Origin of the sequence: Streptomyces sp. ML-6 (assembly GCF_030116705.1) — a bacterium.
In the GTDB taxonomy this organism is placed as follows: Bacteria; Actinomycetota; Actinomycetes; order Streptomycetales; family Streptomycetaceae; genus Streptomyces.
In genome coordinates this window covers 2,700,120-2,713,106 of the sequence record NZ_JAOTIK010000001.1, presented here as the reverse complement: position 1 = coordinate 2,713,106, position 12,987 = coordinate 2,700,120, and the positions used below count along the sequence as shown (strand labels likewise).

Sequence of the window (12,987 nt, the reverse complement as noted above, 5' to 3'; positions counted from 1 at the left end):
GACAGCGCCCCACGTACCCGAGAGACCCGAACCGGAGACCGTGACTACTACCGCCTCCCACCACCTCTCACCCGCCTTCCCCGGCCGGGCCCCCTGGGGCACGGCCGGCAAGCTGCGAGCCTGGCAGCAGGGCGCCATGGAGAAGTACATCCAGGAACAGCCGCGCGACTTCCTCGCGGTCGCCACCCCCGGCGCGGGGAAGACCACCTTCGCGCTGACCCTCGCCTCATGGCTGCTGCACCACCACGTCGTGCAGCAGGTCACCGTCGTCGCACCGACCGAGCACCTGAAGAAGCAGTGGGCCGAGGCGGCGGCCCGGATAGGCATCAAGCTCGACCCCGACTACAGCGCCGGTCCGTTGAGCAAGGAGTACGACGGCGTCGCGGTGACCTACGCCGGTGTCGGCGTCCGCCCGATGCTGCACCGCAACCGCTGCGAGCAGCGCAAGACCCTGGTGATCCTCGACGAGATCCACCACGCCGGTGACTCCAAGTCCTGGGGCGAGGCGTGCCAGGAGGCGTTCGACCCGGCCACCCGGCGGCTCGCGCTCACCGGCACGCCGTTCCGGTCCGACACCAACCCGATCCCCTTCGTCGCGTACGAGGAGGACAACGAGGGCATCCGGCGCTCCTCGGCCGACTACACGTACGGCTACGGCAACGCGCTCGCCGACGGCGTCGTCCGGCCCGTGATCTTCCTCAGCTACAGCGGCAACATGCGCTGGCGGACCAAGGCCGGCGACGAGGTCGCCGCCCGGCTCGGCGAGCCGATGACCAAGGACGCCATCGGGCAGGCCTGGCGCACCGCCCTGGCGCCCACCGGGGAGTGGATCCCCAATGTGCTGGCCGCCGCCGACAAGCGGCTGACCGAGGTGCGCAAGGGCATCCCGGACGCGGGCGGCCTGGTCATCGCCACCGACCAGGACTCGGCGCGCGAGTACGCCAAGATCCTGAAGCGGGTCACCGGGGAGAAGGCCACCGTCGTCCTCTCCGACGAGAAGGCCGCGTCGAAGAAGATCGACCAGTTCAGCGGGGACGACTCCCGCTGGATGGTCGCGGTGCGCATGGTGTCGGAGGGCGTCGACGTGCCGCGCCTCGCCGTGGGCGTGTACGCCACCACGATCTCCACGCCGCTCTTCTTCGCCCAGGCCGTCGGGCGCTTCGTGCGCTCGCGCAGGCGCGGCGAGACGGCCTCGGTCTTCCTGCCGACCATCCCGATGCTGCTCGACTTCGCCAACGAGATGGAGGTCGAACGGGACCACGCCCTCGACAAGCCCAAGAAGGGCAGCGACGAGGAGAACCCGTTCGCGGAGGAGGACAAGCTCCTCGCCGACGCCGAGAAACTGGAGGACGAGGAGACCGAGGAGCAGCTGCCCTTCGAGGCCCTCGAATCCGACGCGGTCTTCGACCGGGTGCTGTACGACGGTGCCGAATTCGGCATGCAGGCGCACCCGGGCAGCGAGGAGGAGCAGGACTACCTGGGGATTCCCGGACTGCTCGAACCCGACCAGGTGCAGCTGCTGCTCCAGAAGCGGCAGACCCGGCAGATCGCGCACAGCCGCCAGAAGCCGGCCGGGGAGGCCGACCTGCTGGAGAAGCCGGCCGAGGCGCGGCCGGTGGTCACGCACAAGCAGCTGCTGGGGCTGCGCAAGCAGCTCAACACGATGGTGTCGGCGTACACGCACCAGAGCGGGAAGCCGCACGGGGTGATCCACACCGAGCTGCGGCGGGTGTGCGGCGGGCCGCCCAGCGCGGAGGCGACGGCCGGCCAGATCCAGCAGCGGATCAAGAAGGTCCAGGAGTGGGCCACCCGGATGAGGTGAGCCGGCGGGGACGGCCCCGGCGCGCGGGCGGAGCGCCCCTCCCGTGCGCCGGGGCGACTGTAAGCGCGACGTGGCCTCGGGCTCCTTCGCCGACGGTTTTGTCGATGGTTTCGTCGGCGGTTTCGTCGGCGGTTGCGCCCGGGCGGGGGATCGGGGCAGTGCGGGGGATCGAGGCAGGGCAGGGGTCGGTGCGGACGGGCCGCCGGTGCGGACGGGCCGGGGTGCGGATCGGGGGCCGGCCGGGGCGGAGTGATCCTGTCGGGCGGGACGTCTACCAGACGAACGACGCCGACTGGTTGGACGTGGCCACGCACGGGACCGTGGCCGACGTCGGGGACGACGCCACGATCTGCAGGGACCAGTTGGTGGCGCTCGGCGGGGCGGGAAGCACCACGGAATTCGTGCTGTCGCCCGCCGCCAGGGTGCCGGAGGTGAGCTTCAGCGGGCCCAGGGCGATCGGACTGCCGCCGCTCATGCCCGGGTTGGTCTTCCCGGAGAACTGCACCTGACTGGTGACGCCGCCCGAGGTCTTGGTGACCTTGAGCGTCGTCGTGATGCTGTTCGGGTCGGCGCTGGTCCCGGGCGGCATGGTGATCGCCGTGGAGGTGATCTTGATGGTCTTGGACGTGCCCGAGTCGGCGGCGGTCAGGGTGGCCAGACCGCTGCCCCAGGCGCCGCAGTCGTACGTGGCCGTCGCGGTGAGCGGGGTCACCGCCTGGGCCGTCGGCGCCAGGGCGAGCGCGCCGACCAGGCCGCAGGCCGCCACCAGGGCCGGTGGGAGGTGTCTTCGGTACGACGGGCGCGGGCCCGCCGACCGCACGGCCCGTGACCGTGCTGAGGTGATCGACATGACGGGGCGAACTCCTTCCGGTTTCTGAATTACGCGGCTCCGCCGAAGAAGAACCGAAATCGTGCCGTGCGGTCTTCTTGCGGAACTGCGTGCCGGGCCCGGCATGTCGGGTGCAGTGAAACCATGATCATCAAAGAAGTCAAGGGATTCTGTCGGACACTCTCGGAATGCCTTTCTGAAATGCCTTCGGGCATGTCGAAAGGATCATTCGGGAAATGATCAACCGGCCACGGGGCGGTCGGTCAAGGATCAATCGGTTTTCTCTTGACTTCTCCGCACGCGACCTCCTCAATGTGCGCAATCAATGGGCCATGGAGGGGTGTCTGGTGATCCGACGACGAAGACCAGGTATGACCGGTCTGCTCGCCGCCTGCTTCGTACTCTCGCTGGGCTGCGTCGGGGCCACGGCCGCGCCGTCCGCCGGACCGGCGGACGGGCAGCGGCCCGCGGGCACGGTCGCCCCGACCATCCACTGCGTCCTGCCCGCCGGCCAGGGCGAGGCGACCGGGCCGCAGGAGATGACCGTCGAACTGTCGCCCGCGGTCGTCGCCCCGGGCGGCAAGGTGCACGCGAAGGTGACCCTCGGCCCGTCCCCCGCCACCAGCGCCCTCGCCCTGGAGGACGTGCCGACCGTTCCCAGCCTCGACCTCGCCATGTCCGGCGGGGCGAGCGGCACCGTCACCGTGCGGGGCGCCGAGTTCACCATGGACGTACCGGCCGGGAAACCCATCGAACTCCCGCCCTACGAAGGCGACTTCCTGGTCCCGGCGAACGCCTCCGGGGACATCTCGTTCGCCCCGGTCCGCACGCTGACCCGGACCAAGGTGCTCGGCTCGGTCTTCGAGACGCCCTGCGACGTCGTCGACGGCGGCGGCTCCGTCGGCACCGTCACGGTGGAGGGAACCGGCTCCGAGCCGGCCACCCTGACCGCCCCCGCCGACCCCGTACGCCCCAACACCCCGGTGGAGCTGGGCGGTTCGGGCTGGACGCCGGGCGGCACGCCGGTCCCCTCGCTGTGCGCGGTGGGCGGGGGCGGCTGCGATCCGCTGAAGTTCAAGGAGAACGGCCTCACCATCGACGCCTACGGGACGCTGCACGGCACCGCGACCCTCGCGGAGGCCGGGGCGGTGCCGAACGGCCCGTACGAGGTGAAGGTCAACGACGGCACGAAGGAGGCGAGCGCACCGCTCACCGTCGAGGCCGTCGCGTCCGGCGACCGCGAGATCTCGCTCTCGCGGGACAGCGGCCCCGTCGGCAGCGTGATCACGGTCAGCGGCCGGAACTACAACCCGGACCGCTGGGTCAACGTCATCGGCCTCGACGCCACGGGCACCGGCATCGACGACAGCGCGGTCTACGTCAAGAGCGGACCGGACGGCACCTTCGCCGTCGAGTTCACCGTGACCTCCGACGCCGTCACCGCGGTCCGGGCCGACGAGGGCAACGATCCGGCGACCGTGCGGACCGTCCCGTTCACCGTCTCCACGGGCGGGGGAGGGGACGGGACGAGCGCCGACCAGAAGCTGAGCACCTCGGTCCGGGCCGGGACGCTGTCCATGGTCCAGGACGGCGACACCGTCGACTTCGGCACGACGGTCCTGGGCACCGGCAGCGGAGTGCAGCGCTCCCGGCTCAACCGGGTCGAGGTGTCGGACGCCCGCGGCGTCAACAGCGGCTGGTCCCTCACCGCCACCCTCACCGACTTCACCGGCACCGGCGGGAACACCCTCCCGGCCGGGGCCGTGCGGTGGACGCCCAGGTGCGCGGCGCAGAACGGAAGCGTGGGGGTGCCGGTGGCCGGATCACCCACCGCGCTCGGCAGCGAGGCGGCGAGCCTGTGCCGGATGGGGCCGGACGGCTCCCGCCCGTTCACCGGCGGCCGGTTCGACGCCGACGCCGATCTCACGCTCACCCTTCCCGGATTCACCCGCCCCGGGGATTACGCCGCCACCCTGACCCTCACTCTGCTCTGAGAGCAGGCCCTTGAACGCGGGCACGAACCGGGCGCCCGCCCGCTCCCCATGCACCGGAGCGGGCGGGCGGCCGCCATTTCGGACCCGGAGCAGCCCCAGCCCACCCCGCAGCCACGGACGACCCCCATGGAGGAGCGACATGCCCGTCCGGAGAACGAGAAGAACCGGAAGAACCGGAAGAACGAGGAGCACTGGAAGAACTGGAAGGCCGGGCGCGGTGTTGCGCCGCGCCGTCGCCCTCACCGCGGGGGCCGTGCTCGTCTGGACCGGCGGAACCTTCGCCCTCGCCCCCGCCGCCCTGGCCGGCACCGTCACCCCCACCGTCCACTGCTCCCTGCCCGCCGGCCAGGGCGAGGCGACCGGGCCGCAGGAGATGAGCGTCGACCTCTCGCCGTCGATCGTCGACCCGGGCGGCAAGGTCCACGCCAAGGTCGCCCTCGGCCCGTCCCCCGCCACCAGCGGGCTCAGCCTGAACGACGTGCCCACCACCCCCAGCATCGACCTCGCCATGTCCGGCGGCGCCACCGGCACCGTCACCGTCACCGGACCCCAGGTCGAACTCGACATCCCGGCCGGCAAACCGATCGAGATCCCGCCCTACGAGGGGGACTTCCTCATCCCGGCCGACGCGAGCGGGCCGATCACCTTCACGCCGGTGCGCAACCTGACGCGCACCAAGGTGCTCGGCTCCACCTACGAGACCCCGTGCGACGTGGTGAGCGGCGGCGGCTCCGTCGGCACCGTGACCGCCGAGGGCACCGCGGGCCACCCGGCCACCCTGACCGCGCCCACCACCCCCGTCCGGCCGTCCACCGCCGTCGCCCTGACCGGCAGCCTGTGGACCGCCGGGGCCACCCCCGTCCCCTCGCTGTGCGCGGCGGACGGCGGCGGCTGCGACCCCGGCAAGTTCGCCTCCCACACCCTCGCGATCAGCGGATCGGGAGAACTGACCGGCAGCGCGGTGCTCGCCGCCGCGGGCGCCGTGCCCGACGGCTCGTACCTGGTGAAGGTCGGCGACGGTACGAAGGAAGCGACCGCGCCCCTGACCGTGCGGGCGTTCGTGCCCACCGGACCGCGGGCCATCACGCTCTCCCGCTCCGGCGCACCGCTCGGCAGCGTCGTACGGGTCACCGGCAGCAACTACTTCCAGGACCGGTGGATCAACACCGTCGGCCTGGACGCGAACGGGGCGACCCTCGACGAAACCGCCGTCTACGTGAAGAGCACCCCCGACGGAACGTTCGGCGCCGACTTCACCGTCTCCGATCCGGCCATCACCGCGATCCAGGTGGACGAGGGCAACGATCCGGCCACCGTGCTGACCACGCCGTTCACCGTGACCGACGCCTCCGCGAGCCTCTCCGCGGGCGCGGCGAAGGTGAAACCGGGCGGCACGATCGCCCTCTCCGGCGGCGACTGGCCGACCGGCGTCACCCCCGCGGCCGAGCTCTGCGCCGCCGACGGAAGCGCCTGCGACAGCGCCCGGATCAGCGGCTCCACCCTCCGGATCGGTACCGACGGGGCGCTCGCCGGCACCGTCACCGTGGCCGGATCCACCCCGCGCGCCGTGTACGCGCTCAGGGTCACCGCCGGGGGAGCGCAGGCCCTCACCCCGCTGACCGTCGCCCCGTCCTTCGTCGTCCTCACCCCGGCCGCCGGGCCCCGGGGCACCGCCGTCACCGTCGTCGGGCAGGGCTTCGCGAAGGTCGCCACCGTGTCCATCGTCGGCCTGCGGGCCGACGGCTCGAAGACCTCCGACCCGGCACGGACGAAGGTGGTCGGGCTGGATGGCGCGTTCTCGCAGACCTTCACGGTCGACGCCGCGGACACCGTCGCGATCCGCGTCCGGGAGGTCCTCGTCAACCCGCGCACCGAGACGGCGGCGTTCACCGTCCAGGACGGCACCGTGCCCGCCGGACCGGCCTTCGCGCTCTCGCCGCCCGAGGGCCCCGTCGGCACCGCCGTCCAGGTGACCGGCCGGGGATTCGCCCCCGTCGCCACGGTCTCGGTGACCGGCCGCACCGCGGACGGGAAGCAGACCTCGGACCCGTACGTCACCCGGGTCGTCGGACTCGACGGGACGTTCGCCCTCGACTTCACCGTCCGGGATCCGGCGACGAAGGCGATCCGGGCCTGCGAGGTGCTCGTGAACGGAAAAATTATTCAGCAGTCGTTCACCGTGGGTTGACGACGGTTCACCTGTGGTGCACGGATGATGGCCGGAGGCGTCGGCCGACCAGGACGCGCGTAGATGTTCGCTTATCGGTCGGCGCCGCGCTGACCGGCGGTTATTCTCCGGCGCTCCGGCACCGCTTCCGGCCACGCCCGGATTCTGGACGAGGTCTTCCGCTGAGCGGACTCGCTCGCTACTGTCCCAAAAAAACTGCACGCCCCGTGGCAGCACAGCCGCGGAGCGCAGCCGGTGCCATGGCCAGGCCGGCGGCCTCTCCGTGCGTCGTCGCTGGGACCGGCGGCACACATTCCGTGGGGATCAGCCGCCGCCGCTCACCACAGAGGAGAGGGCGTCGTGACCGCGGAGACCTCCCAGACGCTCGACCGGGGACTGAGAGTCCTCAAGCTGCTTGCCGACACCGATCACGGGCTGACCGTCACCGAGTTGTCCAACCGACTCGGGGTCAACCGGACCGTGGTCTACCGTCTGCTCGCCACCCTGGAACAACACGCCCTGGTGCGCCGCGATCTCGGCGGCCGGGCCAGAGTGGGCCTGGGCGTGCTGCGCCTGGGCCGCCAGGTGCATCCCCTCGTACGGGAAGCCGCGCTGCCCGCGCTGCGGTCCCTCGCCGAGGACATCGGGGCCACCGCCCACCTCACGCTGGTGGACGGCAGCGACGCGCTCGCGGTCGCGGTGGTGGAGCCGACCTGGACCGACTACCACGTGGCCTACCGGGCCGGTTTCCGCCATCCGCTGGACCGGGGCGCCGCGGGCCGGGCGATCCTCGCGGCCCGCCAGAAGCCGGTCGGCGAGACCGCCTACACCCTCACCCACGGCGAGCTGGAGGCCGGGGCGAGCGGTGCGGCGGCGGCACTGGTGGGGGTGACGGGCGTCGAGGGCAGCGTGGGCGTCGTGATGCTCGCGGACTCCGTGCCCGAACGGGTCGGCCCCCGGGTGGTGGACGCGGCCCGCGAGGTGGCGGACGCGCTGAGGTAGCCGCGGCGGGCGCGGTGGGCGAGGCGGGAGGTACGCGGATGGCGTCCGGCCCGTGTTCCGGGAGCAGCAGCCGTGGTGGGCGGGGCGGGAGGTACGCGGATGGCGCACCGTTTGGCGTCGGTGCCCGCCCCGGCGGTTAGATTGGGCGGGTGTTCACTCGTCAATCGCGCTCCCGGACCCTCGCCCTCTGCGCCCTGCCCGTCCTCGCCCTGTTCGGCGTGGCCGCCTTCGCGCCGCTGCCGTTCACCCTGGCGCAGCCCGGTACGACCGCGAACGTGCTCGGGAGCGATCACGGCACCCCGGTGATCAGCATCAAGGGCGAACCCACCCGCCCCACCAAGGGCGAGCTGCGGATGACGACCATCGTCGCGACCGGGCCCACCGCCGATGTCGGCCTCGGCGACGTGATCGACAGCTGGTTCCGTACGGACCGCGCGGTCCTGCCCCGTGACTCCGTCTACCCGACCGGCGGCTCCGAGAAGGAGATCGAGAAGCACAACCTGGAGGACATGCGGGAGTCGCAGGACGACGCCGTGGACGCGGCCCTCGACTACCTGGGCAAGCCCGAGGACTCGGTCGACGTCACCCTGCACCTCGCCGACGTGGGCGGGCCCAGCGCGGGCCTGTTCTTCGCGCTCGGCATCGTCGACAAGCTCGACGGCGACGGCCGCGGCGGCGACCTCACCGGGGGCCGCACCATCGCGGGCACCGGCACGATCGACGCGGACGGCAAGGTCGGCGCGGTCGGCGGGGTCTCGCTGAAGACCCAGGCCGCCCACCGGGACGGGGCGACCGTCTTCCTCGTCCCGAAGGCCGAGTGCCGGCAGGCGCGCGCCGAACTGCCCGAGGGGATGAAGCTGATCCCGGTCACGACCCTGAAGGGCGCGGTGTCCTCGCTCCGGAACCTGGCGCAGGGGCACAAGGTCCCGAGCTGCTGACCCCACCGGCCGACGGTCCCGGCACGTCGCCCGCCCCGCCCGCCTTCCCGGGAGCCCCGTCGGCCTCGTCGGTTCCGTGGGCCTCGTCGGCCTCGTCCATCGTGCGCCACGCGGGGAACACCAGCGGGCTCAGCGTCGCCAGCAGGTACGCCCCGCCCATCGCCAGCAGTGCCCCCTTCGCGCCCATGCTCTCCACCAGCAGCCCGGCCGCGAGACCGCCCACCGGCATGGCCAGTTCGCAGCCCGCCGTGAGGGCCCCGGCGACCCGGCTGCGCAGCTCCTCGGGCACCCTCCCGTAGATCACCGTCGTCAGGATCGGGTTCAGCACCCCGCCCGCCAGACCGCTCAGCACCATGGTCACGGCGAGCGGCGTCGTCGTCCCGGTCAGTGCCGCGACCAGGTACCTGGGCGCACCGCACAGCACCACGCACACCGTGAACACGGCCCGCCGCGAGAACCGGTGCCCCACCGCCCCGTACAGCAGCGCCCCGGTCAGTCCGCCCGCGCCGAACAGGGCGGTGAGCAGTCCGATGTCCCGGGCCCCGCCCAGCTCCTCGGAGGCGTGCACCGGCAGCAGCACGGCGCCCCAGCCCTGGTCGGAGCCGTTCATGAAGAGCACCACCAGCACGACGGCCAGCAGCAGCCGGTTGCCCAGCAAGTAGGCGTAGCCCTCGCGCAGTTCGCCGCGGTACGCCCGGAACGAGACCGGCTCGGCGGTCCCCCTCGGCTCGGCGGCGGGTACGCCCCGCAGCCCCGTCGCGACCAGCAGCGCGGACACCAGGAAGGTCGCCGAGTCCAGCAGCAGGACGGTCTCCGCGCCGACCAGTGCGATCAGCATGCCCGCCAGCGCCGCCCCGGCCATCCGGGCGCCGCGCGAGACCGCGTCGAAGAGGGAGGCGGCGCGCGCCAGGGTGGTGCCCGCGTGCTCGGCGAGGTCGGGGACGAGGACGTAGCGGGCCGTGTTGCCCGGGGTGTGCAGGAGTCCGTTGACCGCCATCAGCGCGCACAGCATCCAGAAGGAGAGGGCGCCCGCCCGGTGCAGCAGCGGGACGGCGGCGACGGACGCGCCGCACACCAGGTCGGAGGCCACGGACACCCGGCGGCGTCCGATCCGGTCGATGACGGGGCCGCCGATCAGCGCGGAGACGACGATCGGCAGGGTCGCGCAGAAGGCGACGACACCGGCGCGTCCCGCGCTGCCCGTGGTCTCCAGCACGAACCACGGCACCCCGATCAGGGTGAGTGAAGTACCGGCCGTGGATATGGAGTTGGCGGCCAGGACCGCGGCCATCGGCTTCCGGTTCCCCCCGTTCACGCCTAGACCGTTCGGGGCGGGCGGCAGGTGAGCGATTCCCGGCCGGGCAGTATGTGAAGCCCCAACTCGACCAGGATCCAGCCCAGTCGGGTACGAAGAGCCCGGGGCGAGGAGCGGACGGGGCGCCGGGTGCCGGTGGGCCCGGCCGCGCGGGCGGTACGGAACTCGGCGGCCCGCTCCCGCAGTTCGGTGGAGCGGAGGCGGTGCAGCGACAGGTGCGTTTCCGGATTCATGACGGATTCCTCTCGGTCTTCGGGGCCGGGCGGTATCGGTGCCGGTCTTCGGGTCAGTCGTTGGGGCGCGGGAAGACGTGCAGATGGGTGCGGACGACGGCTGAACCCTCGGTGCCCTCGGGGACCCGGCCCCGGTAGCTCTCGATCAGCTCGTGGATCTTCTCGGCCAGCTCCAGGGAGAGCTCCGGCGTCAGGCGGATCTTGAAGTCGCTCGCGTCCCAGCTGCGCAGCCACTCCTCGGGCCATTCGTGCATGGTGCCGAGCCAGGTGTTCAGCTCCTGGGCGTGCGTGGTGGCCATCTCGTGCAGCACGACCCCGATGGCGCCGCGCACCTCCGGGTCGGGGTCGCGGAGGAAGTCTCCGCTGCGGTCGAAGGCCATGCCCGCATGCTTGGCCCGCCACCACCGTTCGCGCCCCTTGCCGAGCTCGGGGTCGTCCTCGACGAAGCCGTGCGCGGCCAGCTGCCGCAGGTGGTAGCTGGTGGCGCCGCTGGACTCGCCGAGCCGGTCCGCGAGCTTCGACGCGGTGGCGGGGCCGAACTCCCGCAGCGCGGTGAGCAGGCGGATGCGGAGGGGGTGGGCGAGCACGCGCAGGGTGCGGGCGTCGACATGGTGGATGTTCAGGCCGGGGGGCGTGGTGCCGTCGGCTTCGCTCGTTGCCATGCCTCGACTCTAAGAGTTGCAAAATCGCTTTGCAACATCTCTTTGCAAGATTCCTTTGCAACTGCGGGGGCGATGGGCCGCACCGTCCCTGCGGGCAGGTCGCGAGGGGAGAGCCCTCATCCCTCCTCGATGAACCCCTCCTGGATCAGCCAGTCCTTCGCCACCTCGTGCGGGTCCTCTCCGTCCACGTCCACCTTGGCGTTGAGCACCTGGGCGACCTCGGTCGTCAGTTTCCGGCTGACCGGGTCGAGCAGCGCCGCGATCTCCGGGTACTTCTCGAAGGTCCTGGTGTGGACGACCGGTGCCGCGTTGTAGTTGGGGAAGAAGTGCTTGTCGTCCACGAGGACCTCAAGGTCCATGGCCCTGATCCGGCCGTCCGTGGTGAACACCTCGCCCAGCAGGCAGGAGCCGGACTTCGAGACCTGGGTGTAGATGATCCCGGCGTCCATCTTCTTGATGTTGGCGGCCGGGACCGACATCCCGTACGCCTTCTCCATCCCGGGCAGCCCGTCGTCGCGGGAGGCGAACTCGTTCTCCACGCAGATCGTCACCGCCGCCGGGTTCCGCTTCGCCAGGGCGGCCACGTCGGAGAGCGTCCGCAGGTGGTATTTGGCGTTGTTCTTCCGGCTGATGGCGAGCGCGTAGGTGTTGTTGAGGGTGGACTGCGGGAGCCAGGTCACCCCGTTGTTCCGGTCCTCGTCCCGGACCGCCTCCCACTGCTTCAACGGGTCGGGGATCGGCTTCGCGTGGCCCAGGTACGTGATCCAGCCGGTGCCCGTGTACTCGTACATCGCGTCCGCGTCGCCCTTGACGATCGCCTCGCGGGCGCTGATCGAGCCGGGCAGGTTCGTCCGGTCCAGCACCTCCGCGCCGGCGGCCTTGAAGACCAGGCCGATCATCTGGCCCAGGATGATGTTCTCGCTGAAGTTCTTCGACGTGACGGTCAGCGAGGCGCCGTCCAGGGGCCGCCCCCGGCCGACCGAGCCCGGCACCACGTCGTCCGCCATCGGCGAACCGCTCTTCAGCCCGCACCCGGCCAGCGCCAGCGCCCCCACCAGGGCTCCCGCCAGCCCGACGCGTACCCGCCGCGCGCCCAGTTCCCCCGCCGGCCCGACGCGTACCCGCCGCGCGCGCATCACCCCACCTCCAGTCCGTGCGGTGTCAGCGCCAGCTCGGCCAGTGAGGCCAGCCAGTCCACCAGCAGCGCCAGCACCACCGTCAGTACGGAACCGAGCACCAGGACCGGCATCCGCTGGGTCTGGATGCCCGAGGTGATCAGGTCCCCGAGGCCGCCGCCGCCGACGAACGTGGCCAGGGTCGCCGTACCGACGTTGAGCACCAGCGCCGTCCGCACCCCGGCCAGGATCAGCGGGACGGCGAGCGGCAGTTCGACCTTGGTGAGCGTCCCCATCGCCGACATGCCGATGCCGCGCGAGGCCTCGACCAGGGTCGGTTCGATCGCCCGCAGACCGGCGACCGTGTTGGAGAACACCGGCAGCACCGCGTAGATCACCATGCCGATGATCGCCGTCGAGGGGCCGATGCCCAGCCAGATCACCAGCAGCGCCAGCAGACCGATCGCCGGGGTCGCCTGCCCGACGTTGGCGACCGCCGTGACCACCGGGGCGCCCCGGCTGAGCCCGCGCCGGGTCAGCGCGATGCCCAGCGGAATGGCGATGACCAGCACCCAGAACGTCGAGATCGCGGTCAGCCGCACATGCTGCCACCAGCGCAGTTGCACATTGCCGCCAGTGAGCGAGTTCCGCGCGATCGAGTCCAGGTGGACGTGGGTGATCCACAGGTAGGTGATGACCAGTACGACCAACAGCGCGAGGGGCAGCGTCACCAGCTTGCGCCAGGTGATCCGGCGCGGCGGCCCGGCCGGCGGCGGGGCGGGCTCCTCCTCCTCGTCGCGGAAGGCATGGCCCTTGACGTCGTGTTCGCCGGGCGGGCGGCCCGCGTCGGAGGAGGGCTCGGAAGGCACCCGGGCCCCGGCACGCACCCGCTCCCCGGTACGCCCCCGAT

11 protein-coding genes are annotated in these 12,987 nt (G+C 72.0%); 5 read left to right on the top strand and 6 right to left on the bottom strand.

What is annotated here, in order from left to right; all coding sequences use genetic code 11:
• Positions 1-40 precede the first annotated feature (40 nt).
• Positions 41-1,822, top strand: a complete 1,782-nt coding sequence (locus tag OCT49_RS11765; RefSeq protein WP_283851834.1) for a DEAD/DEAH box helicase — start codon at positions 41-43, stop codon at positions 1,820-1,822.
• Between the two features lie 271 nt (positions 1,823-2,093).
• On the opposite strand, the gene OCT49_RS11760 is transcribed toward OCT49_RS11765, so the two are convergent.
• Positions 2,094-2,672, bottom strand: coding sequence for a hypothetical protein (locus OCT49_RS11760; protein ID WP_283851833.1), 579 nt, complete (start codon positions 2,670-2,672; stop codon positions 2,094-2,096).
• Positions 2,673-3,022: 350 nt separating this feature from the next.
• Between OCT49_RS11760 and OCT49_RS11755 the strand changes: the two genes are divergently transcribed.
• The 4 genes from OCT49_RS11755 (at position 3,023) to OCT49_RS11740 (ending at position 8,752) form a co-directional block, all read left to right on the top strand.
• Positions 3,023-4,645, top strand: coding sequence for a WxL domain-containing protein (locus OCT49_RS11755; RefSeq protein ID WP_283851832.1), 1,623 nt, complete (start codon positions 3,023-3,025; stop codon positions 4,643-4,645).
• A gap of 217 nt (positions 4,646-4,862) precedes the next feature.
• A complete protein-coding gene (locus tag OCT49_RS11750; RefSeq protein WP_283851831.1) occupies positions 4,863-6,833 on the top strand; it encodes a hypothetical protein in 1,971 nt (656 codons plus the stop codon).
• Between the two features lie 339 nt (positions 6,834-7,172).
• A complete protein-coding gene (locus OCT49_RS11745; protein WP_283851830.1) occupies positions 7,173-7,814 on the top strand; it encodes an IclR family transcriptional regulator in 642 nt (213 codons plus the stop codon).
• Between the two features lie 149 nt (positions 7,815-7,963).
• A complete protein-coding gene (locus OCT49_RS11740; RefSeq protein ID WP_283851829.1) occupies positions 7,964-8,752 on the top strand; it encodes a YlbL family protein in 789 nt (262 codons plus the stop codon).
• On the opposite strand, the gene OCT49_RS11735 is transcribed toward OCT49_RS11740, so the two are convergent.
• From OCT49_RS11735 to OCT49_RS11715, 5 genes are all read right to left on the bottom strand, one after another.
• Positions 8,682-10,043 carry an MFS transporter gene (locus OCT49_RS11735; protein WP_283855760.1) on the bottom strand — a complete coding sequence of 454 codons (1,362 nt, stop codon included), beginning with the start codon at positions 10,041-10,043 and terminating at the stop codon, positions 8,682-8,684. The genes OCT49_RS11740 and OCT49_RS11735 overlap by 71 nt on opposite strands.
• Positions 10,044-10,069: 26 nt before the next feature.
• The gene (locus OCT49_RS11730) at positions 10,070-10,300 is read right to left on the bottom strand and encodes a hypothetical protein (protein WP_283851828.1); all 231 of its coding nucleotides are present in this window, start codon (positions 10,298-10,300) and stop codon (positions 10,070-10,072) included.
• Between the two features lie 53 nt (positions 10,301-10,353).
• Positions 10,354-10,962, bottom strand: a complete 609-nt coding sequence (locus OCT49_RS11725; RefSeq protein ID WP_283851827.1) for an ArsR/SmtB family transcription factor — start codon at positions 10,960-10,962, stop codon at positions 10,354-10,356.
• Positions 10,963-11,078: 116 nt separating this feature from the next.
• Complete coding sequence (locus OCT49_RS11720) at positions 11,079-12,098, bottom strand: glycine betaine ABC transporter substrate-binding protein (RefSeq protein WP_283851826.1); 1,020 nt, start codon at positions 12,096-12,098, stop codon at positions 11,079-11,081.
• Positions 12,098-12,946 (bottom strand): ABC transporter permease, encoded by an 849-nt coding sequence (locus OCT49_RS11715; protein WP_283851825.1) that lies wholly within the window; start codon positions 12,944-12,946, stop codon positions 12,098-12,100. The genes OCT49_RS11720 and OCT49_RS11715 overlap by 1 nt, the downstream gene beginning before the upstream one ends.
• Positions 12,947-12,987 lie beyond the last annotated feature (41 nt).

Coding starts and splice junctions, on each gene's coding strand:
- OCT49_RS11760 (WP_283851833.1), bottom strand. CDS start 2,672: ATGTCGATCACCTCAGCACGGTCACGGGCCGTGCGGTCGGCGGGCCCG.
- OCT49_RS11730 (WP_283851828.1), bottom strand. CDS start 10,300: ATGAATCCGGAAACGCACCTGTCGCTGCACCGCCTCCGCTCCACCGAA.
- OCT49_RS11735 (WP_283855760.1), bottom strand. CDS start 10,043: ATGGCCGCGGTCCTGGCCGCCAACTCCATATCCACGGCCGGTACTTCA.
- OCT49_RS11720 (WP_283851826.1), bottom strand. CDS start 12,098: ATGCGCGCGCGGCGGGTACGCGTCGGGCCGGCGGGGGAACTGGGCGCG.
- OCT49_RS11755 (WP_283851832.1), top strand. CDS start 3,023: ATGACCGGTCTGCTCGCCGCCTGCTTCGTACTCTCGCTGGGCTGCGTC.
- OCT49_RS11725 (WP_283851827.1), bottom strand. CDS start 10,962: ATGGCAACGAGCGAAGCCGACGGCACCACGCCCCCCGGCCTGAACATC.